This is a genomic window from Myxococcus faecalis, from assembly GCF_050039385.1.
Classification (GTDB): domain Bacteria; phylum Myxococcota; class Myxococcia; order Myxococcales; family Myxococcaceae; genus Myxococcus; species Myxococcus fulvus.
The window spans coordinates 420230-439780 of the sequence record NZ_CP144336.1 but is presented as its reverse complement, the minus strand read 5'-3'; the positions used below and the strand labels follow the sequence as shown (position 1 = coordinate 439780).

Here is a 19551-nt window from a genome sequence, read left to right as displayed (position 1 = left end):
CTCACGTCAGGCCGAGCAGCCGGGGCACCTTCTCCTCCAGGAGGTCGATCTCCTCTCGCGTCTCTCCCAGGTAGGAGAGGAGCTGGAGGTCCTGCCGCTCCACCGCGCCGCCGTGGAAGATCCACGCGCGCGTGCGCAGGAGCCGGTAGAGCTTCACGAGCTTGCGGTCGCTGATGAACACGCCGTCCTCGCGCGTCAGCGTCTGCACCACGCGGCGGAACTCACGCAAGAGCTCGTCGCGGAAGAACAGGTCGCGGTCTCTCAGCTCGCGTCCCTCCGGCCCGGCCTCCTTGCGGCCCATCATCAGCGTCAGGTAGCGGTGCGCCTTGAGCACGTCCTCCAGCGTGGCGTGCCCCTCCGCCCAGGGCTTCTGGTTCAGCTCCCGGTTCGTCTGCGATTCCAGGCCCGAGTCGAGCAGCTCCAGGAAGTAGCGGTCCTGCACCGGCCGGCACGCGGCCTTGAGGCAGAAGCGGTCCTTGAGCGCGCCCAGCTCCGCGTGCTCGGGCAGCTCGTTGGTGGCGGCGAAGAGCACCTTGAGGCGCACCGGCTGCGGCGCGCCGTCCTGGTAGAACTTGCGCTCGTTGATGACCGTGAGCAGCGCGTTGAGGATGGCGGAGCTCGCCTTGAAGACCTCGTCCAGGAAGACGAGCCGGGCGGTGGGCAGCTTGCCGCCCTCGCGCCGGATGTAGCGCCCCTGTCGCAGCAGGTTGATGTCGATGGGGCCCAGCACCTCCGACGGCTCGGTGAAGCGCGTCAGCAGGTACTCGAAGTAGTCCTCGGAGGGGATGCGCAGCGCCTCGCGGAACTTGAGCACCAGGTCCGACTTGGCCGTGCCCGGAGGGCCCACGAGCAGCAGCGGCTCCTGGGCCACCGCCGCCACCGTCATCAGGTCCACCAGGGTCTGCTTGCCCACGAAGTGCCGCCCCAGCGCCTGACGGAAGCGGTTGAGTCGGTCTCTCAGCCCCTGGGCCTCGCGCGACAGCGCATCGAACGTCAGCGCGGAGATGGGGTCGGCGGCGGGCTCCTCACGCCGGGGAACACTGCTCATAGACGCTCCTCCAACTCCTGATGGATGCGTCGTCGCACCAGGAACTCATCCTCATCCAACCAACCACGCGCGCGCTCACCCGAGCCGCGCGCCACTTCCACGTGTCCCAGCACCAGCATGTCCGCCAGCTCCACCACCGAGAGGCAGAAGTGGCTGTTGGTGTTGTAGCTGTCCGTCACCAGGGGCAGCACCTCGGACAGGCGCGCCAGGCCCGACAGCGCCAGGTCCGCGGGCGCATGGGACAGCGCTCCCGCGAGGCTGCGCATCAGCGCCAGCCGCTCCGGCAGCGTGCCCTTCAGCGCGTCGAGCGCCTCGAACGCGGCGTCGAACACGGGCAGCGCCTCCTGCATGCGGCCGACGAAGGCCATGCCGGACGCGACGCCGAGTCGCGCGGCCACCGGCGTCTTGGGCCGCGTCAGCAGGCCGCGCGTCGCCTCCACCAGGTCGCCCGCCTCGCGCGTCAGGCCCACCCGACGCAGACCGCGCAGGCTCGCCTCCAGGATGCCCGCGCTCCACGCGTGGGAGTCGGGCGGCAGGCCCGCCAGCACGGTGCGCAGGCGTCCCGCGAAGGTGGTGGCGCGGTCCACCCGGCCGAAGAGCGCCGCCAGCGCGAGCGCGTCTCCGAGCAGCCGCGCCTGCACCTCGCCCGGCAGCGTGTCCACCGCGGACACGAGCGAGTCCATCAACGGCAGCGCGCGCGCCATCGGGAGCCGGGGCAGCGTCTCCAGCAGCCCGCCGATGAGCCGCTGTCGTTCGGCCGCGTTCAGCTTCGCCCCGGTGGCGCGCTGGACGAGCTGGCGCACCTCGCGGTCGACGACCTCCGGGTCGCGGATGTCTCGCAGCGCGGCGAACTCCTCGCCACGCAGGTCGCGCGTCCCGCGTCCGAAGGCGCGCGCCGGGTCCAGTCGCTCGCTGGGCTCCAGCAGTCCGGAGCCCTGGCGCAGCCGGTCCACCTTGTACCGCTGGAAGGTGACCAGCGCGTTGAGCTCCGCGGCGATGTCCGCGGGGAGCGGCGTCTCGAGGGGCTCGCCCTCCATGGCCTGCGTCACGCGCGCGCCGTACGCCCGGACGAGGAAGCCGTGGATGGGGTCCGACTTGGAGAGCGCCGCCGTGGCCGCCTCCACCAGCGTGCGCGCGTGCTCCGGCTGGCCCACCCGTGCGAGGCCGCAGGCGAAGACGAGGCGGACATAGGCCTGGGTGAGCGCGGTGGGGGCTTCCACCGACGAGCGTCGGCGCGTGGTGCGCTCGAAGCGGTCCAGGAGCGTCGTCAGGTGCGTCGCCAGCCGGGGCAGCAGCGCCGCGTCCGTGCCTCCGCGCAGGAAGAGCGGCACGTCGCGCGACAGGGAGAGGCCGCGCTGGAGCATCTCCTGCACCCGGTCTCCCGCCTTCGCGAGGCTCAGCGGATCTCCCCCCGCGAGCTTGTCCAGCGCCGCGCGGGACAGCCACAGCGTGCGCACGTCGAGCGCGGTGTCGTGCTTGTCCAGCCAGCGCTGGACCGTCGGGACGTCGCTGAAGGTTGCCCCGCCCGATGCGCGCGCCGCGTGCACGAGCGCGCTCGCGAGGCCGCGGACGTCGTCCTCCGACGGCGTGTCCCGGGTCAACAGCTGCTCGGGGGGCTGGCCATTGCGAGTCTCGGCGCGGGCCCAGCGCTCGGCCAGCTCGGTGGCCTCATCGCCCGTCGCGCTCCACAGCGCGCGGGTCCAGCACAGGGTCGCCTCGCGAGCGCGTCCGAGCTGCACCTGCAGCTCCGCCATGCGCACCCACAGCGCCTGTCGCTCGGGGGCATCGGCCGGGACGTCCAGCGCGAGGAAGTCCTTCTCCGCGCGGGCGAGCGCCTCGGCCGCCGCGTCCTGTCGCTCGGGCGCGAGGGGGACGAGCGGCGCGCTCGGGGCCTTCGTGGCCGCCTTCCTCGAGGCCTTGCGCGAGGGCTCCGCGACGGGCTCGGGCCCGGCGGTGTCATGGGCGCGGCGCTCCGTCCGCGAGGGCTGCGCGTCCTTGGGCTTCTTCTCCGCGGACGGGGCGCGCGTGGTGCCGGGAATCCACTCCCCGTCAGCGAGCTCGATGGCGTCGAAGTCGAACGTCGCGCCCTTCATCCAGGGCTCCAGCGCGACGGCGCTCGCGTCCACCACGTAGTCCACCCAGGTCTCGAGTGGCTGGAAGGCCTTCTCGCAGATGCGCTCGGCGCGGAAGCCTCCGTCCCCCGTGGGGTGCAGCCACGTCACCGTCTCCGGCGTGGGGACGAGCAGCGCGCGCAGCCGCTCCTTGCGCACGGGCGGCTCCAGCAGTCCGTCGCACGGCAGGTACAGCTCCGCGACCTGCGGCAGCGGCGCATAGGCCATCGCGGACAGGCCCAGCTCCGGAGGTCGCTCCCGGCCGGCGCGCGCGCGCAGGATGATGCAGGGCGCGTCCGGTGGACCCGTCACCGCGAAGCGGAGCTGCGCGAGAACGGGCTCGGGCAGCGTGTGGACGAGTGACTCCACCTGGGCCACGGCGTTCTCTCGCAGCACCCAGAGGCTCGCGGCCTCGGTGCGCGCGGCGCGGGTGAGGCGCAGCGGGACGGACAGCCGGCCGGGCGCGGGGAGGGGCTCCCAGGCGCGCGCGGGCTCCGGGAGCCGCAAGTCCGTGAGCTGGTACAGGTCCAGCCAGGGGCCGTCCGCGGCCGTCAGCCACGCGCCCTCGCCCGGGATGAGCAGCACGTTGCCGGCGGCGGGCTGGAGCGTTCGCGCCAGCGGATGCACATGCCCCAGCTCCACCCAGACGGACGTCTGACCCGGGACGGCGGGGACGAAGGCGCGCAGCCCGCCCGCGCGGTCGAGGGCGCCCGTGAGCGTGAAGTACGGAGGCGCCACCGCGCGCAGCAGCGCCCGCGAGCCCGCCTCGCCCTTCGCGAAGCAGACCTCCTGTCGGTCGCATCCCAGGCGCAGCAGCTCACCCGCGAGCGCGAGCAGCGCGTCCGCGTCGGTGGGCAGGAACATCACCGTGCCGGGGAGCACGCCCTCCAGCGGGGCGCGGTGGGTGGGCAGCAGCTCCGCCCAGCAGCGCACCATGGCCTCACCGCGAGGGGCCTTCGCGTCGACGCGGACGCCGAACGCGGCCAGCTCCGCGAGCGCGGCCTTCGTCAGCGGCGCGTGCGGCGTGACGTAGAGCGGGCCCTCGGCGCGGGTGTGGTGATGGGCCGGCGCGGCCTGGACTTCGGGAGGGACGAGCCGGGAGGTCAGCGCGAGGTGGAGCGCTTCCCGGGTGGGAAAGACGAGCGTGGACATCAGGCCTTCTGGCTCACCTTCTCGGCGTTGCCGTCGGACGTGGACTCGGGGTTCGCGGCCTGGCCGGACGGCGTGTCGCGCTGGACGATGACCTGGCCCAGCTCCGACGCCTTCAACGCGCCCCCGGCGATGAGCTGGTCCACGAGGCGGCGGTGCTCGTCCTCGTGCTCCATGGGCAGCGCGTCGGAGTCGCTCTCGTACTGGATGACGACGTCCTTGCGGCCCGTCTGGGGATTGACGAGCAGGCGGAGGATGAGACTAGCCATGGGCCGGCTCCTTCTTGGGCGCCGCCTCGGGCGCCAGGTGGACGAATGCCTCGCGGTCCAACACCTTGCGCTCCAGGAGCAAATCCCGCAGCGCGACGAGGCGGGGCTTCTCGCGGCGCAGGATGTCGCGCGCCCGGGCCCGCTGCACCTCGAGCACCTCCAGGATGGCCGCCTCCAGCGTGCCGCGCGTCGCGTCGGAGAGCGCGTGTCGGTCCGCGTTCCTGCCCGGCGCGTCGAAGCGGCGCACGGGCAGGCCGTCGCCGCCCATGCCCAATTCCTCCACCAGCTCGCGGGCGATCTCCGTTGCGCGCTCCAGATCATGCGCGCTGCCGATGGACAGGTCCTCGAGCAGCAGCGCCTCCGCCTCGCGTCCGCCGAAGAGCATGCAGATGCTGTCGAGCAGCTGCCCCCGGGTGACGACGTGGCGATGCGCGGGGTCCGCGTACTGCACGAAGCCGAGCGTGCCCGCCAGGTCACCGCGGATGCTGATGCGGTCGATGGCGGGAGCGCTGGGGCAGAACAGCGCGCACACCGCGTGGCCGGCCTCGTGCGTGGCGACGACGCGCTCCTCGGTGGGCGTGAGCGCGGGCCGGTCCAGGTAGTCGGTGAGGGCGCGCTCGACGTCCACGGGCTCGGTGGGCGTCTGGGCGCCTTCACGCAGCCGGCGTCGCGCGAGCGCGCGGCACAGCGCCTGGATGTGGTCGCCGGAGAAGCGCGTGCCCGTGCCCTCGACGCGGTCTCCGGTGCGCTTCACCGCGTAGTCCAGCGCGCGCTCGGTCATGCCCAGGGCCAGCTTCTCGTTGTAGATGGACAGGATGGCCCGGCGGTCCGTGTTGTTGGGGTAGGGGATGCACAGCTGGAACTCGAAGCGCCCCGGCCGCAGCAGCGCGGGGTCCAGCGACTCCACGAAGTTGGTGGTGCCCACCACGAAGACGAGCTCCTCCTTGCGAAAGCCGTCCATCTCCGTGAGCAGCTGGTTCACCATCGAGTGCTCCACGCCGGAGCCCGTATAGGTCCCACGCGCGGAGGCGAACGAGTCCAGCTCGTCGAAGATGATGATGCTCGGCGCCGCCTGCCGGGCCCGGACGAAGATCTGCCGGAGGTTCTCCTCGCTCTCGCCCACCCAGCGGCTCTTGAGCTCCGGGCCGCTCACCACGAGCACCGCCGCGCCCAGCGAGGACGCCATGGCCTTGGCGAAGAGCGTCTTGCCCGTGCCCGGCGGGCCCCAGAAGATCATCCCGCGCGGGAGCAGGCCCTCGACACGCTTCACCGCCTCCGGGTCCGACAGCGTGTCCTTGTGCGCGAGCACGTCGAGGATTTCGCGCTGGAGCCGGTCCTTCACCTGCGTGTAGCCGCCGATGTCCGCCCGCAGGTCCAGGTCCGGCACGTTCAGCGAGCCGCTCAGCGTGGCCGAGCGGAGCTGCGCGTACGCGGGCCGCGCGTCGCTCGGATAGTCCTCGCCAGTGATGGCGCCGAGCAGCCGACGCAGGCGGACGGCGTTCACTCCGGACACGTGCTTGTAGAGCACGTAGGGCTGGAGGCCCCGGCCGAACTTGCGGCACTCGCGCTGGGTGACCAGGTGGCGCAGCCGCTCGCGGCTCACACCGAGGAGGGTCTCCTTGTGCGGGAACAGGTTCTCGATGACCCGAGGCAGCGGGAAGGACGGGTCCTTGAAGCCGACCCAGACCATCTCCGGGTTCTCGTAGAGCAGCGGAATCACCTCGCGCGCCTCGGAGGTGAGCCCTCCGCTGCTGGTGGTGAGCAGGTCGAGGTGCGGCAGCACGACGATGCGCTCTCGCACCGCGCCGCGCACCGCGTCCCGCAGCTGGCCGATGAGCGTGGCCATCATGCTGGGCGCGGGCATGCCTGGAGGCGGCTCCGCGGCGGCGCGCCCGTCCAGATAGAGGAACTGCTTGCCGTCCTTCTTCAGCCTGTCTCGCAGGCACTTGTAGAAGTAGGGCGTCAGCTCCTTGTCCGCCTCCACCATGACGGGCAGGCCGCGCAGGAGCGCCTCGCGGGTGCGCTCCAGCTCCGCGGGGTACGCGGCCTCGACCGCCTGGAACGGCGTCAGCTCCGTGGGGAGCGAGTCGTCGGGGATGCGCTGGCTCATACGCGGACCTTGATGGTGAGCGAGCCCGTCGCCGCGTCCTCGTGGATCTCCTCCACCGTGCCGAGCTGGGAGGCGCGCACCTTGAGCGCCTCCGCCGTCACCTTGTTGGAGATGGCGTCCAGCTCCGCCTTGAGGTCGCGCAGGCGGCCCTCCAGCTTGCGAGTGACCTCCTCGCGCAGCGCCTCCGTGGCGTCCTGGGCGCGGTCCTCCAGCTTCGCGCGCGCCTTCTCCCGGGCGAGCTTCTGCGTGGCCTCGGTGCCGGAGGGGGCATTGGTGAGGACCTCGCCCACGGCCGTCAGCTCCACCTCCTGCTGGGCCGCGAGCGTGACGCTGACCTCGCCGGTGGTGACGTCCACGGCCACGCGCACGCCGTCCGCCTCCGTGCGCACCGCCACGTCGCCTTCCTGGACGAAGCCTCGCGCGGCGAGGTCCGCGGCGAGCAGGCCCGCCGTCTCCTCGCGCGACAGCAGCGGCAACAGCTCCAGCTTGGAGCACACGCCGTCGTCGGCGTGGACGATGCGGTTGAGGGACTCGGAGACGGAGATGCGATAGGCGCGGCTCATGGGGCGCTCCCGGTGAAAGTCGAAGAGGCCCCGTCCTCGGGGACCTCGGAGGAAACCATCAGGTCCGAGCCCAGCTCGCGCTCCCGGTCCGCCGCGAGCCGGAAGCCCGCGTCGCCGAACGAGGACCACTCGGAGAGCAGCAGCTGGGCGTCATCGTGGTCATCGTCGAAGAAGCGCACCGCGCGGTGCTCCTGGTCCCACCGCGCCAGTCGGGCCAGGGCACGCAATCCCGCGCCAGCGCCACGGCGTGCCTCGACCTTCGCGCCCAGCGGCGCGCGCGGCGACAGGTGGGCCACCCAGCGGGCCGCGGGCTGGTCCACGAGGGGGCGCAGCGCGTCCAGCAGGAAGCCCGCGAGGTCTCTTCGGCGCGCGCGGTCCAGCGCATCGAAGAAGGCGTCCAGCACCCGCGTCTGCGAGGCCCCCAGCTCGACGAGCTCCCGGGGTTCGATTCGCCGGCTCTTGGACTCCTCCATCTTCCGCCAGCGCAGGGCCAGCTCGTCCTGGACGGCCTCCAGGAGCCAGCCACCCTCGGCGAGCAGCGGCGCGAAGTCGTCGGCCGAGAGCGAATCGGACACGGAGGCGAACACGTCGGGGAACCCGAGCCGGCACAGGGCGGAGCGGCGGAACTGGGGCTCCTTGCCCAGCGCCGGCGCGCAGGAGGTCCCCACGAGCATCCGGCAGCACAGATACAGGAACAGCTCATCCGCGAGCGTCGGAGGCGCGTCGACGTCCAGGGCACGGTGGTCGGGGACGGTGAGCGGCTGCTCCACCAGCCAGCGCAGGGTGTGGAAGCAGAGCGCGGAGAAGTGGAGCGGGCGGGACGGGTGTCGCTCCCAGAGCCGCGTCGCTCCGGAGGTGGAGGGCAGGTGGCGACGCTTGCGACCGCCGCCCATCCGCGCGAGGGCGAGCACGGTGCCCTTGGACAGCGAGTCCCTCAGCGCGGAGAGGGCCGCGGGGCCGAGCTGGGGCGCACAGACGTGACTGCCGCGGAACAGGTCCTCCACGGGCACGTAGGGGCCCTGACCCAGGATGGCGCGCGCGAGCGTGAGCAGCCGGTGCTCGGAGGGCGAGACGCGCGTCATGGGCGCAGGCGGTCCGCGAGGTCGGGCCAGCCGTTGACGATGATGCGCCCCTCGATGAGGTGGACCTCGGCCGTGTTCGGCGCGGTGAACGTCGGGTCCTCCGGGGCGTAGTGCGGGGTGAGGAAGTGCATGACCTGGTTGCGAGAGCCAATCCAGCGCCGGCGCGTCTCCGGTTGGTCCTTCTCGTAGCGCCCATCCACCAGCAGGTCCAGCGAGGCGAGCAGGCGCTCGACCTCAGGTCGGCCCTGCGCCTTCAGCTCGGCCAGCGTGTAGCCGGTGAAGACGAGGGTGCTGAGCCCGCCCGCGCGCACGCGCTCACACAGCTCCGCCGCGGCGTCCGCTTGGGAGAAGGGCTCACCGCCCAGGATCGTGAGGCCCTCGATGCCGGGCGTCGCGAGCACCCGGGCCGCCAGGGCTTCCACCGTCACGACGGCGCCGCGCTCCATCGCGAACATCTCCGGATTGCAGCAGCCCGGGCAGCGCAGCGGACAGCCCTGGACCCAGAGCGCGAAGCGGCGGCCTGGGCCCTCCGCCTCGGTGCGAGGAACCTGCTGGGCGACCCGGAGCACCGGGCCGGTCGAAGACGTGTCCGGGCTCGAGGACATGGCGGAGGTTCGCAGCATGCCAGGAACGGCGCGGGCCGCGCATCACCCCAGTCGGGAGGGGAGCTTGCCGCCGCCGCGCCGGACGCTCGGGTCCGCGCGGGAAACACCGGAAGTCCCGGAGCCCAGCGCGTTCTGGAGCGCATCCCGCATCCGGCCCGCGAGTCGCAGGTCCAGCGTGCGGGCGATGGGCACATCCGCGCGACACTTCGGACAGCGCGAGGCTTCTTGTCGGATGCGCGCGCCACAGCCGGCGGGGCAGGGGCGCCGGCCACGTGCCTCCAGCCGGTAGGCGAACCAGCCGGCCACGGCGCAGGCCAGGGTGAACAGGAGGACGAGCACCAGGGCGAGCGGGGCCCAGAGGATGGCGACCGCCGCGAGTCCCAGTCCGAAGCAGTCCTCGATGCGCAGGAGCCACTTCCGGGGGCGCAGGACCTCCGTCTCCAGTTGGTCCACGCGCGTGTGCAGCCACTGGCGCAGCGACAGCGTGGACACGGCGACGAAGGCGCCCACCGCGCCCACGGCCCAGGGTGGGAGAGTCTCGGTGCCCACGCCCACGGAGGCGAGCGCCACCGTGGCGCCGCTGCCCGCGCTCAACGCGAACTGCGCGAGGCCGAGCACCATGCGCAGGTCGCTGTCGCGCTGCGTGTACATCTCGAACGCGAGCAGGGCCACCATGGCGCCGAGCGCCTGCGGCGTGGCGAGCCACGTCAGCTCAGGAGGCAGCGTGAGGTACTGCGCATGCGCGGCCAGCGCGAGCAGCAGCAGGCTGCCTCCCGCGCGAGTCCCCGAAGCACCGCTCAGGCCGATGGCCTGCGAGACGAGGGCGTACGTGAGCATCGCTCAGCCTCCCACCGGCATGACGAGGAACTCCTTCACGAACCCCAGGGACTGGAGCACGTAGAGCACCAGCAGCACCGACGCCGTGGTGAAGGCGAGTAGCAGGAGCATCCACGCTACGAGAAGCCCCAGCTCCCACCAGGCGATGGGCACGCCCCGGGCTTCGCGTCCGGTCTGCCACGCCAGGTAGCGACGCGCGAAGAGCCCCGCCACGGCGACCTGTCCCGCGCTCAGCGCCACCTTCGCCAGCGCGCCCAGGCCGGGCACCAGCGTCAGGAGCTCCAGCAGGAGGACGGACAGCGCCACGAAGCAGCCCGCGGCCAGCCGCAGCGTCCAGCGTGCGACGAGCTTGCGCTGGAGCGAGAGGAGCTGGAGCGCGGGCGTCACCAGCGTCACGCGAAGCCACACGAGCGCGGCGACCAGGAGGAACGACGTGAGCAGCGGCACCCAGCTGGCCACCAGGGCCGCGGCCGCGACGCCCACCACCGCGACGCTCAGGCGCACCGTGGCGCGCTGGGTGGCGAGCTGGTGGATCACCTCCCGGTCCTCGGGGCTGGGCAGCGTGGCCTCGGCACAGCGAGGGCAGGGGCGGCCGCGCAGCGCGGTCCCTCCCGGAATCCGCTCGGCGCAGCGCCGACAGCGTCCGCCGAGCAGCAGCGCGAGCTCGTGTTCCTCGCCGCGAGGGCTCGCGGTGGTGGTCATCGTCAAGATGGGACTCCCCCTCATCTGCGTGCGCGCATCATGCCCCGAACCCGCGAGCGAGTCAGGTCCGGTCTCCGCACCCCGTCGCGACCGCCCATGTCGACAGGTCCGTTACCGGGAGCGTGCTCACTGAGGGAGGGGCCTTCCTGCCGTCTCGCCAGACCGTGTCGACAGGCTCGTCATCAGCGGCGCTCTCGTCGAAGGAGGGGCGTTCCATGGGTGGAGCGTGCGGAACGAGGGGCGGCTCCGTTGCCTCCCCATTCCAGGTCGATGCTCCCCCCGGCGGTTGCTCCTGCTGAAGGCGGCCGGCGCTATCTCTCCAGCCCATGTCGACTGTCTCTCCGGCCGTCGCGCTTGTTGAAGAAGCGCCCTCGGGCATCTCGTCATCCCATGGCCATGCCGCCTTTCGCGAGGGCGCTCTTGCCGAGTGAGGCGACCCCCTGTCTTCTCTCCCCCCTGGAGTCTTGCTCGATGAAGGATGCACCGATGCGCTTTTCGCCCGTGTCGCTGTCGCTGAAGGAGGGTCGTCCCTGTCTCATCCGGGAGGCGACGCCCGAGGATGGACCCGCGTTGTTCGAACTGGAGCGCGCCGTCGTCCAGGCTCGCGAGGGGCTGGTGAAGCTGCCGGACGAGCTGCCCGCGGACGCGGCCGCCTTCACCGCCCGACGTGAGGCCGCGGGGCTCCACCGTCAGGACGGCACCGCGTTCCCACTCGTCGCCACCGCACCCGGAGGCGCGCTCCTGGGCGAGGCCTCCTTCCTGAGGCCGAGCTACCGGATGCTGCGCCACGGCGGCGTGCTCGGCATCGGCGTCCACCCCGACGCCCAGGGCCTGGGCGTGGGTCGCGCGCTGATGCATCACCTGCTCGCGTGGCTGCGCGCCCATCGTGACGCGAACGGAGACAGGGTCCACCGCGTGGAGCTCCAGGTCCGGGGCGACAACCCCCGCGCCCAGGCCCTCTATCGCTCCTTCGGCTTCGTCCTCGAGGGCACCCGTCGCGACTTCCTGCGCACCGAGGAGGGCGTCTGGGTCGACGACCTCCTCATGAGCCTGCTGCTCCACCCCGAGCGGCCCTGAGTCGCCTTCCACCCTCACTCCGCCACCGGGCTTGCCCGCACCGCCCCTCGACGACCGGACGGCGACATTGTCTTTCCCCTGCCGCCGCAATTTCCCAGCAAGGCTTCATCCGTGAAGTAGACTGCGGGCGTCATGACGCGGCCTGTGTCCGCCTACGCCCCTCGAAGCGAACGCAAGCCGTTGTACGTGAAGGTGGTGACGCAGCCCGCGCTCCCTGGGTGCTGGGCCGTCAACATCAGCGAGACCGGCATCGGCCTCATCGCCACGCCGCGCGGCCCGCAGGAAGGCCCGTGCGAGGGCGAGTCCGTGGAGCTGTCCTTCTCCCTGCCGGACTCGGGCGAGCACATCCGCGCCCGGGGCGACGTGCGCTGGCGGCACGAGACGGGCGGCCCGGTGACGGCGCTCGGCGTCTTCTTCCACGCCTTCGAGGACTCGGACGGGGTGAAGCTGGCGCGCTATCTGGCCACCGCGCGGCTCCACGTGGTGGTGGCGTTCGCCAGCGACGAGGAGGCCCAGGACGTGCGGGCCGCGCTCGAGGGCCAGGCGGTGCCACACTTCGCGTCGAGCGCCGAGGAGGCCCAGGCGCTCCTGGCCCGTGGCGACGCGGCGGCGCTGCTGGTCTGCGGCCGTGACGAGGAGCGCGCGCTGTCGTTGGTCGCGGGGCTGGGCACGCCGGCCGAGGACGTGGACCTGTCCTCCGCGGGGCCACCCTCCGACCTGACCTCGCGCATCATCTACTGCGCGCCCGCCGCGCCCGAGCGACTGGTGGCCCTGTTCAACGCGGGGCTCGTCTTCCGCGCGCTCGGTGAGTCTCCCCCTCCCGAGGCCGTGCTCCAAGCCGTGCTCCAGGCAGGCCGCGAGCGGGGCGTGCGCACCGAACAGTGGCGCATGGCGCTGGAGCTCGAGCGCAACCTCCTGCGTGAGCGCGCGCTGTCGCAGGCCCTGCCCTCGGTGTCGGGGGCACGGGGTGAGGAGGAGGTGGGCCTGCGCAGCGCCGCCATGCAGCGGGTGATGGAGATGGTGCGGCTGGTCGCTCCGCACCGCGTGGCGGTCCTGCTGCAGGGCGAGACGGGCACGGGCAAGGAGGTGCTCTCGCGCATCGTCCACCGCCTCAGCGGGCGCGGCGAGGCCCCGCTGGTCATCCAGGACTGCGGCGCGCTCACGGAGACGCTGCTGGAGAGCGAGCTGTTCGGCCACGTGAAGGGCGCCTTCACCGGCGCGGTGGCGGACCACCCGGGCCTGTTCGTCCTGGCCAACGGCGGCACCATCTTCCTGGATGAGATCGAGAACACCACCCCCAACCTGCAGGCGAAGCTCCTGCGCGTGTTGGAGACGGGCGACGTGCGTCCGGTGGGCGGCACCCAGGTGCGCCACGTGGACGTGCGGGTGCTGGCCGCGAGCAACAAGGACCTGGGCGAGGAGGTGCGCGCGGGGCGCTTCCGCGCGGACCTGTTCTACCGGCTCAACAGCTTCACCATCGACATCCCGCCCTTGCGCGAGCGGCCCGAGGACATCCCGGAGCTGGCGCGCTACTTCCTGGGCCTGTTCAACCGCACCCTGCGCCGCTCGGCCAGCGGCATGTCCCAGGAGGTGGAGGACATGCTGCGGGCCTACCCGTGGCCGGGCAACGTGCGCGAGCTGCGCAACGTGCTGGAGCGCGCCGTGCTGCTGTCGCGGCCGGGGGAGGTGGTGTCGCGCCGGCTGTTGCCGCCGAGCCTGGCGTCCGCGTCCCCGCCCCGGAACGAACTGGCGGGAGACGGCTCCTTGCGCGCGCGACTGGAGCGGGTGGAGCGTGAGCTCATCCGCGAGGCGCTCGAGCGCCACGGCGGGGTGCTCCGACGCGCGGCCATGGCGCTGGGCATGGACCCGGTGACGCTGGGCCGCCGGGCCCGGCGCCACGGCCTGTGGAAGCAGGACTGACGTCCGGGCGTCAGTGGGCGCGCACCCACTGGAGGATGGGACGCCACACCCGCTGACGGGCGCTGGCCGCGAGGAACAGGTCCGCGTGACCGAAGTCGAGCGCGCGCTCGGCCACCGGGTGGTCCCTCACGATGAGGGACACCACGTCGTTGCTCCCCAGGAGCGACGTGGAGAACACCCCGTACTCACCCACGCCGCCGCCCGCGCCCACGTACAGCACGGGCAGCTTCACCTGGCTCAGCCGGTCGTCGTAGGGCACCTCCAGCCCGCACGTCCACGCATCCGACTCCACCACCTCGTTGAGGCTCTGGTAGGGCGCCGCGCGCTGGGCGTACTCGTAGAGGTAGGCCTCGGACGTGTACGTCAGGCTGCCCGGCAGTCCCGTCTCGTCCGGCTTGCCCGCCAGCAGGTGGTAGCCCGGGGCGAGCGGCTCCAGCGGCTTGAGCAGCGCGCCCGTGGCCGCGGCGGAGACGATGGCCGCCCGGCGGTTGGTGGGCCGACCCGTGCCGGGGCCGAAGACATCATCCGGCAAGAGCGGGGACGGCGCCGACGGCGCCAGGGCCGCGAGCTGGCCGATGGCCTGCAGCGTGATTCCCGGCGCCGCGCCGAGCAGCCCACCCTCGTAGATGCCCGAGTCCCGCCGGGCCTTCATCGCCGCGTGACGCCCGCACGCCCAGGCCCGCTGCTCCGCGTTCTGCGGGGCATGCCGCATCACCATGTCCACGGGGATGAACCCATCCACCTGGCGCAGCCCCCTGGGCAGCCGCGCCTCGTCGTTCAGATAGGCATACGCGACCATGGCGCCGCGGCTCCAGGCGAGCAGGTGCAGCGAGCCCAGGCTTCCATTCGTCAGCCGCAGCGCCTTGGCCAGGAGGATGCTGGCGCCCAGGTCCTTCGCATGCGTGCCCAGGTTCCACCCGGCCATGAAGGAGAAGTCCTGCTGACCGGCGGGCACGCCCACCCACCGCATGTCCATGCCCCACACGTCCACGCCCTCCTCCGCCAGGTACGCGGCGATGGACTGCTCGCGCGGCACGTGCGCGGAGCCCACGCTCGACAGGAACGCGGCGTCGAAACCCCACGCGTCGCCGTGCAGCATGAACACCGCCCGCTGCGTCCGTGCGGGCCACCAGGGCGCGTTCTCCCGCACCACGCGGTGCACCGTCACCACGTCATGCTCACCGGGCCCCACCTGGAGCTCGAAGCGGTAGTGCGCCAGGTCTCCGAAGAGCACCTCGCGCGTCGCGTGCCGCGCGGTGGCGGGGCCCGCCACACCCAACAGCTCGGAGCCGTTCGTCGCGAGCGCCTCCGTCGCGCTGTCCCGCAGCGCCTCCGGCGTGGCGGGCGGCTCGGAATTCCCACAACCCAATGACAAGAATGTCAGACAGACAAGAAGGCTGAACCTCAAACGCATAGGGACCTCGAATCGAAGAAGAGGGGTTCGGAGGAGGCCGCGCGTCGGTGTCCTGGCTCCTCCGTGCCGTGTCACCCGCTGAGCAGAATCCACGCCAGAGTTTGAACACACGAAACTCGCGGAGTGTCTCCTATCCCTGGACTTCACGCCTGGTGTCCACTGTGAAGCAACCGTCTGACATGCCCTGGCGGGTGCGGTGGGAAAGACCCCGCTTCACGACTGAAGCAGGCACATCACGGGTGTGGCGCGGGGCGGATGGCTGAGGCTGTCGGACGTGCCGAGTGCCGTGCGCCGGACACCGTCCCCGGGGGAGGCGGACTGGTGAACATCCCGGGGCGCCAGCCCCTCCCGGGAGCGGGGGACGAGGACCACATCGACGGGCCCTGGGATGACGCGAGGGCGACACGTCGCACGCACACCTCGACGCTCCCGGGAAAGAAAGGGGAGGCGTCATGGTGGAGCCCCGTTTCGAGCGCAATCTGGGAGTGGTGAGCGCCGAGGTGATGGCGCGTCTGGCCCGCACGCACGTCCTCGTCGCCGGGGTGGGAGGGGCCGGAGGCCAGTGCGCGGTGGACCTGGCGCGGCTGGGCGTGGGGTGCCTGACGCTCGCCGACTTCGACACCTACGAGGTCCACAACATGAACCGGCAGGTGGGGTGCTTCGAGAGCACGCTCGGCGCGTCCAAGGTGGACGTGGTGGGGCGCATGTGCCTGGACATCCACCCGGACCTGCGCCTGCGGCTGGTCCACGAGGGCATCACCGAGGACAACGTCACCGACGTGCTGGCGGGCACCCAGGTGCTGCCGCCGGTGGACTACGTGGTGGAGGTCATCGACATCGCGGGCGCGCGCGCCAAGCAGGCCCTCCACAAGGCGTGCCGCGAGCGCGGCGTCCCGGCGATGACGGGGTTGATGCTGGGGTTCGGGGCGGCGTTGCATGTCTTCCAACCGGATGCCCCGCTGTACGAGGAGCTGTACATCCTTCCGGATGGCCGCGTGGACCTGCCGGCCATCATCCCGCATCTGGGCGACTACCTGCATCAGGCCGCCATGGAGGCGTGCTTCGCGGGCAAGGGGCCCGCGCCCACCTGTGTCGTGGGGGCCACCACCGCGGCGGGGATGATGGTGAGCGAGCTGATGCGGGGGGTGATGCTCGGCGCCCACACCATGGTGTCGTGGCCGGAGTACCTCTACGTGGACCTCTTCGACCACCGCTACGTCAAGGCCCGCGCGAGGCCCCGGAGCGAGGAGCCCGCGCGCCAGCCCGCGTGAGGGCGGGCCGACGCGCGTGCAGGTGGCTCACACCACGCCGCGCCTTTTGGCCTCCTCGATGACCCGGGGCCCGTCCACGCCCAGGGTGTCGGAGAGCAGCGGCGCCACCTGTTCGGCGCGCTGGTGCACGCGCTGGAGCGTCTTGTCGTAGGTGCGCGTGACGATGTTGATGCCGGCGATGATGACGCGCTGGAGGTTGTACTGCAGGTCATTGCCCTCGACGATGGCGTGGATCTCCGTGAACAGCGGCCGCGCATCCGACTGGAACGCGGACAGGTTCGAGCGCTGCTCGCTGTTGGGGACCGCGGACCTGGAGGACAGGCTCGCCACCAGCACCAGGGGTGGCTCGGGCCTCGCGTGGGCGTCGCGCATCTGCTGGAACACGCGCTGGATGTCCTGCGGGTCGGGAGGGGACTCCCACCGCAAGAAGAAGACCCTGTCGATGATGGCTGTCTTGAAGACGGGTGTCGTCGTCATGGTGCGCTACCGCTCCTTCGCAGTACCGGTGCCCCCGGGGCCGTTTCACCGCGTGCTGCTGGCGGTGCCGGGCGGTCTGCCCGCGCATCCTGGGTTCGCCCCGCCGTGACGCCAGCCGCCCACGGGGGCGGGCATCACCCGCTGGACACGGGGCTCGTCCCCACGTCGCGCCGAGTGTCGCCCCGAGGTTGCCCGCGCCCCCGCCGCTGTCGCGTGGTGGACTGCGGGCTTCATAGGGCCGGCCCGGGAAGGTGCGGGGCGGTGTCCCCCACGCGCCCGAAAAAACGAAGGCCCCCGCCGTGGAAGGGCAGGGGCCTCGGGTGCTTCAAGGGGGCGCTGCCTCACGCGAGGAGCGAGCGCCCGGACGGCTTGGGGCTAGTTGCCGGAGATCTTCGTCTCCTCGACCTTGGCGGCGTTGATGGCCTCCTCGGTGAAGACGATGTTGCGCCACTGCTTGTTGGAGAACAGCTCCGTCTGGTCGGCGTAGTACGGCGAGCTCTTGTCGCTGGACTCGCTGTAGGTCAGCACCGCGCGGCCCTCGACGCCCGTGTCGGTGAAGCCCATGGCCATGATGAAGCTGCTGCCGTTGTTGATGACGTAGCCCTGGTCCGTGAGGTTGGTGCGGGAGTTGATGACCGTGCTGCCGCGCACCGCGCTGTAGTCGGAGTCCGGCGTGGTGGACTTGAGCGTGCCCCACGACACGATGTTCGCCGTGCCGTCGTAGCTGCCGCCGCCGTGGATGGGGATCTTCTTGCCGTCCACGCGGGTGGAGTACTGCGACTCACCCAGCGGCGCGTCCACGGGGATGCCCGCGACCTGCAGCCGGTAGACGGCCGCGGCCAGGGCCAGCAGCACCGGGTCCGAGCCCGTCGCGGGAGCGGCCGCCAGCGTGTGCGGCGTGGCCAGGGGCTCCGCGGCGTTGAAGGGCACCGCGAACAGGGTGCCGCCGTTGGACAGCGTGCCCATGGTGTGGTGACCGGAGAACTCGCGGAACAGCGCCGCGCCGCGGCTGTCCGCGTTGAACAGGCCGTCCCAGGCCGTGAGCGCCGCGCAGCCCGCGCGGATGTCGATCTGCGTGGTGTTGTACTGCACCGTCGTCACGCCCGTGCAGCGCGCCACCACCTGGTCCTTGAGCAGCTCGGAGACCATGCCCCGGTTGCTGAGGATGGCGTTCTCCAGCTCCGCCACGGTGAACTTGTTGTCCGCGCCCGACGCGCCGTTCTCCTCCATCAGGAGCTTGGCGTTGATGCGCGTGCGCGGCGTCTGGCCCACGTTCTCCAGGCCGTGCATGGGGGAGAAGCCCGTGAGCGGCTGGTTCGGGTTCGCCAGCCAGTAGCTGTCGTTGGCGTTGAAGACGAAGTCGCGGCGGGCGAGCTTGGGCACGCCGCTGAAGGGGACCAGGCCGGGGCCGCGCGCGCCCTCGGCGTCACGCCACTCGTTCTCCGGGTTGCTGCCGTCGAGCAGCACCAGGCCCATGCTGTTCCAGATGGCGGCCGTCGTCGGGTCCGCGCCGGCGGAGGCCGCGCGCCAGGTGCCGATGGCGACGGGCGACAGGTTGGGGGTGGGCGTCGCGTCGGTGTACCAGACGTTGCCCGCGCGGTCGGCGGCCATGGTGTTCACCCAGGGGATGCCCTGGACGGTGGCGTAGACGTTCTGGAACTCCTCCAGGCTCTTGGCCCGGTTCATCCCCACGAACTGGCTGACCAGCTGGGTGTTGTCCAGGTTGGCGTCGCGGTAGGTGAGCACCGACTGCGCGGTCCACGGCGCGGTGCCGGGGATGACGATGACGGGGCCGTAGTGGCTGCTGTAGAAGCGCTGCGTGATGTGCGTGAGCGAGCCTTCGGGCAGCTTCACCAGGATGGTGATGTCCTGGGCCACCATGTCCCGCTCCTCGGTGCCGTACTTGTAGCGGGTGGGGTTGCCGGGGACGAGCTGCAGCCCGTAGAGCGTCATGCGCTGGCCGGAGGAGAACGTGTGCGTCCAGGCCACGTGCTCGTTGAAGCCGATGAGCACCGCGGGCACGCCGAGCAGGCCCACGCCGTAGACGTTGAGCTGGCCGGGGACGGTCAGCTGGCTCTCCCACAGCTTGAGCTCACCCTCCCAGGGGAAGTGGGGGTTGGCCACCACCATGCCGTGGCCGGACGCCGAGCGGTCCGCGCCGATGGCCCAGCCGTTGCTGCCCACGCTGCTCCACTCGGGGCGCTCCACCTTGAAGCTGCCGGGGGCGGGGCGGCCCTCGCTGCCGGCGCCCGGGATGGGGGGCGTGGCCGCGGCGATGGCGAGGATGAGCTGGTAGCTGCTGCCAGCGAGGCCGACGCTGATGTCATAGGCCAGCAGGTCCACCGCGCTGATGGGCTTGACCCAGGGCGCGTTCGTGCAGGGCGCGGGGAGCTTGTCCGGCGGCGTCTCCTTCACGTAGCGGTTGAAGCCCGCCACGTAGCCGTTGAACATCTCCTGCACGTCCGTGGGCAGCTTGGGGAAGGCGGCCTCCGCCTTCTTGTCCAGCGCCAGCACCCGGTAGCCGAAGTCGCTGCCCGCGTACGTGTTGCCCGGGCCCGCGCCCAGGTAGCGGGCGCGCTCGCCGCGGACCTTGAGGATCTGATCCGACAGGATGCAGACGTGGTCCTTGGCGAAGGCGAAGCCCTGGCCATAGGACAGGCTGCCCAGGTCGTCCGCGATGATGTGGGGGATGCCATGCGCGGTGCGGCGGATGGTGGCCTCGTACTTCGCGGGCTCCTCCGGCGCTGGCGGGGTGGGCTTGCCGTCATCATCCTCACCACAGGCGGTGGCGAGCGCCAGGCTCACGCCGGCGAAAAGGGTGAGGTGCCAGCGAGAGCGCCCGGACTTCCAGGACGCCCCTCGCGGGGAGGACACGGTTGGGTTTGGATGCATGGCAGTCGTCGAGCGTAGGAAGGG

General features: G+C 71.9%; 15 protein-coding genes. 3 read left to right on the top strand and 12 right to left on the bottom strand.

Features of this window, described 5'->3' with window-relative positions; all coding sequences use genetic code 11:
• Position 1 precedes the first annotated feature (1 nt).
• Genes VZQ01_RS01540 through VZQ01_RS01500 form a run of 9 tightly spaced genes read right to left on the bottom strand, consistent with a single transcriptional unit; the run spans position 2 to position 10482 of the window.
• On the bottom strand, positions 2-1048 hold the full coding sequence (locus VZQ01_RS01540; RefSeq protein WP_223750117.1) for an AAA family ATPase: 1047 nt from the start codon (positions 1046-1048) through the stop codon (positions 2-4).
• Positions 1045-4311, bottom strand: a complete 3267-nt coding sequence (locus VZQ01_RS01535) for a DUF8586 domain-containing protein (RefSeq protein WP_426746725.1) — start codon at positions 4309-4311, stop codon at positions 1045-1047. The genes VZQ01_RS01540 and VZQ01_RS01535 overlap by 4 nt, the downstream gene beginning before the upstream one ends.
• Positions 4311-4577 carry a hypothetical protein gene (locus tag VZQ01_RS01530; protein ID WP_046713159.1) on the bottom strand — a complete coding sequence of 89 codons (267 nt, stop codon included), beginning with the start codon at positions 4575-4577 and terminating at the stop codon, positions 4311-4313. The genes VZQ01_RS01535 and VZQ01_RS01530 overlap by 1 nt, the downstream gene beginning before the upstream one ends.
• A complete protein-coding gene (locus tag VZQ01_RS01525) occupies positions 4570-6687 on the bottom strand; it encodes an AAA family ATPase (protein WP_223784710.1) in 2118 nt (705 codons plus the stop codon). Before VZQ01_RS01525 ends, VZQ01_RS01530 begins: the two co-directional genes overlap by 8 nt.
• Positions 6684-7250 carry a hypothetical protein gene (locus VZQ01_RS01520; protein ID WP_223750115.1) on the bottom strand — a complete coding sequence of 189 codons (567 nt, stop codon included), beginning with the start codon at positions 7248-7250 and terminating at the stop codon, positions 6684-6686. The genes VZQ01_RS01525 and VZQ01_RS01520 overlap by 4 nt, the downstream gene beginning before the upstream one ends.
• Positions 7247-8332: a hypothetical protein gene (locus VZQ01_RS01515; RefSeq protein ID WP_223750114.1), complete on the bottom strand. Its 1086-nt coding sequence runs from the start codon at positions 8330-8332 to the stop codon at positions 7247-7249. The genes VZQ01_RS01520 and VZQ01_RS01515 overlap by 4 nt, the downstream gene beginning before the upstream one ends.
• Positions 8329-8955 carry a 4Fe-4S single cluster domain-containing protein gene (locus tag VZQ01_RS01510; protein ID WP_426746723.1) on the bottom strand — a complete coding sequence of 209 codons (627 nt, stop codon included), beginning with the start codon at positions 8953-8955 and terminating at the stop codon, positions 8329-8331. The genes VZQ01_RS01515 and VZQ01_RS01510 overlap by 4 nt, the downstream gene beginning before the upstream one ends.
• A 24-nt stretch (positions 8956-8979) precedes the next feature.
• Complete coding sequence (locus tag VZQ01_RS01505) at positions 8980-9774, bottom strand: DUF4126 domain-containing protein (protein WP_223750112.1); 795 nt, start codon at positions 9772-9774, stop codon at positions 8980-8982.
• A 3-nt stretch (positions 9775-9777) separates the two neighbouring features.
• A complete protein-coding gene (locus tag VZQ01_RS01500) occupies positions 9778-10482 on the bottom strand; it encodes a hypothetical protein (RefSeq protein WP_426746722.1) in 705 nt (234 codons plus the stop codon).
• A 465-nt stretch (positions 10483-10947) separates the two neighbouring features.
• On the opposite strand from VZQ01_RS01500, the gene VZQ01_RS01495 reads away from it, so the two are divergent.
• Both VZQ01_RS01495 and VZQ01_RS01490 read left to right on the top strand, forming a co-directional pair.
• Positions 10948-11553 (top strand): GNAT family N-acetyltransferase, encoded by a 606-nt coding sequence (locus VZQ01_RS01495; protein WP_408890711.1) that lies wholly within the window; start codon positions 10948-10950, stop codon positions 11551-11553.
• A 132-nt stretch (positions 11554-11685) separates the two neighbouring features.
• A complete protein-coding gene (locus VZQ01_RS01490; RefSeq protein ID WP_223750109.1) occupies positions 11686-13473 on the top strand; it encodes a sigma 54-interacting transcriptional regulator in 1788 nt (595 codons plus the stop codon).
• A 10-nt stretch (positions 13474-13483) separates the two neighbouring features.
• Here the strand turns inward: VZQ01_RS01490 and VZQ01_RS01485 are convergent, their stop codons facing one another.
• Positions 13484-14842 carry an alpha/beta fold hydrolase gene (locus tag VZQ01_RS01485; protein ID WP_426746720.1) on the bottom strand — a complete coding sequence of 453 codons (1359 nt, stop codon included), beginning with the start codon at positions 14840-14842 and terminating at the stop codon, positions 13484-13486.
• Positions 14843-15339: 497 nt separating this feature from the next.
• On the opposite strand from VZQ01_RS01485, the gene VZQ01_RS01480 reads away from it, so the two are divergent.
• Positions 15340-16158 (top strand): ThiF family adenylyltransferase, encoded by an 819-nt coding sequence (locus tag VZQ01_RS01480; protein WP_223750107.1) that lies wholly within the window; start codon positions 15340-15342, stop codon positions 16156-16158.
• 27 nt (positions 16159-16185) lie between these two features.
• Here VZQ01_RS01480 and VZQ01_RS01475 read toward each other — a convergent pair whose 3' ends face one another.
• Entirely contained in the window at positions 16186-16635 is a 450-nt protein-coding gene (locus VZQ01_RS01475) for a DofA protein (RefSeq protein WP_141322761.1), read from the bottom strand.
• Between the two features lie 375 nt (positions 16636-17010).
• Positions 17011-19527: a penicillin acylase family protein gene (locus VZQ01_RS01470; RefSeq protein WP_223784702.1), complete on the bottom strand. Its 2517-nt coding sequence runs from the start codon at positions 19525-19527 to the stop codon at positions 17011-17013.
• Positions 19528-19551 lie beyond the last annotated feature (24 nt).

What these genes read in the sequence shown, in the direction of transcription:
- VZQ01_RS01540 (WP_223750117.1), bottom strand. Translation starts at nt 1,048, where the DNA reads ATGAGCAGTGTTCCCCGGCGTGAGGAGCCCGCCGCCGACCCCATCTCC.
- VZQ01_RS01535 (WP_426746725.1), bottom strand. Translation starts at nt 4,311, where the DNA reads ATGTCCACGCTCGTCTTTCCCACCCGGGAAGCGCTCCACCTCGCGCTG.
- VZQ01_RS01530 (WP_046713159.1), bottom strand. Translation starts at nt 4,577, where the DNA reads ATGGCTAGTCTCATCCTCCGCCTGCTCGTCAATCCCCAGACGGGCCGC.
- VZQ01_RS01525 (WP_223784710.1), bottom strand. Translation starts at nt 6,687, where the DNA reads ATGAGCCAGCGCATCCCCGACGACTCGCTCCCCACGGAGCTGACGCCG.
- VZQ01_RS01520 (WP_223750115.1), bottom strand. Translation starts at nt 7,250, where the DNA reads ATGAGCCGCGCCTATCGCATCTCCGTCTCCGAGTCCCTCAACCGCATC.
- VZQ01_RS01515 (WP_223750114.1), bottom strand. Translation starts at nt 8,332, where the DNA reads ATGACGCGCGTCTCGCCCTCCGAGCACCGGCTGCTCACGCTCGCGCGC.
- VZQ01_RS01510 (WP_426746723.1), bottom strand. Translation starts at nt 8,955, where the DNA reads ATGCTGCGAACCTCCGCCATGTCCTCGAGCCCGGACACGTCTTCGACC.
- VZQ01_RS01505 (WP_223750112.1), bottom strand. Translation starts at nt 9,774, where the DNA reads ATGCTCACGTACGCCCTCGTCTCGCAGGCCATCGGCCTGAGCGGTGCT.
- VZQ01_RS01495 (WP_408890711.1), top strand. Translation starts at nt 10,948, where the DNA reads ATGAAGGATGCACCGATGCGCTTTTCGCCCGTGTCGCTGTCGCTGAAG.
- VZQ01_RS01490 (WP_223750109.1), top strand. Translation starts at nt 11,686, where the DNA reads ATGACGCGGCCTGTGTCCGCCTACGCCCCTCGAAGCGAACGCAAGCCG.
- VZQ01_RS01480 (WP_223750107.1), top strand. Translation starts at nt 15,340, where the DNA reads ATGGTGGAGCCCCGTTTCGAGCGCAATCTGGGAGTGGTGAGCGCCGAG.
- VZQ01_RS01475 (WP_141322761.1), bottom strand. Translation starts at nt 16,635, where the DNA reads ATGACGACGACACCCGTCTTCAAGACAGCCATCATCGACAGGGTCTTC.
- VZQ01_RS01470 (WP_223784702.1), bottom strand. Translation starts at nt 19,527, where the DNA reads ATGCATCCAAACCCAACCGTGTCCTCCCCGCGAGGGGCGTCCTGGAAG.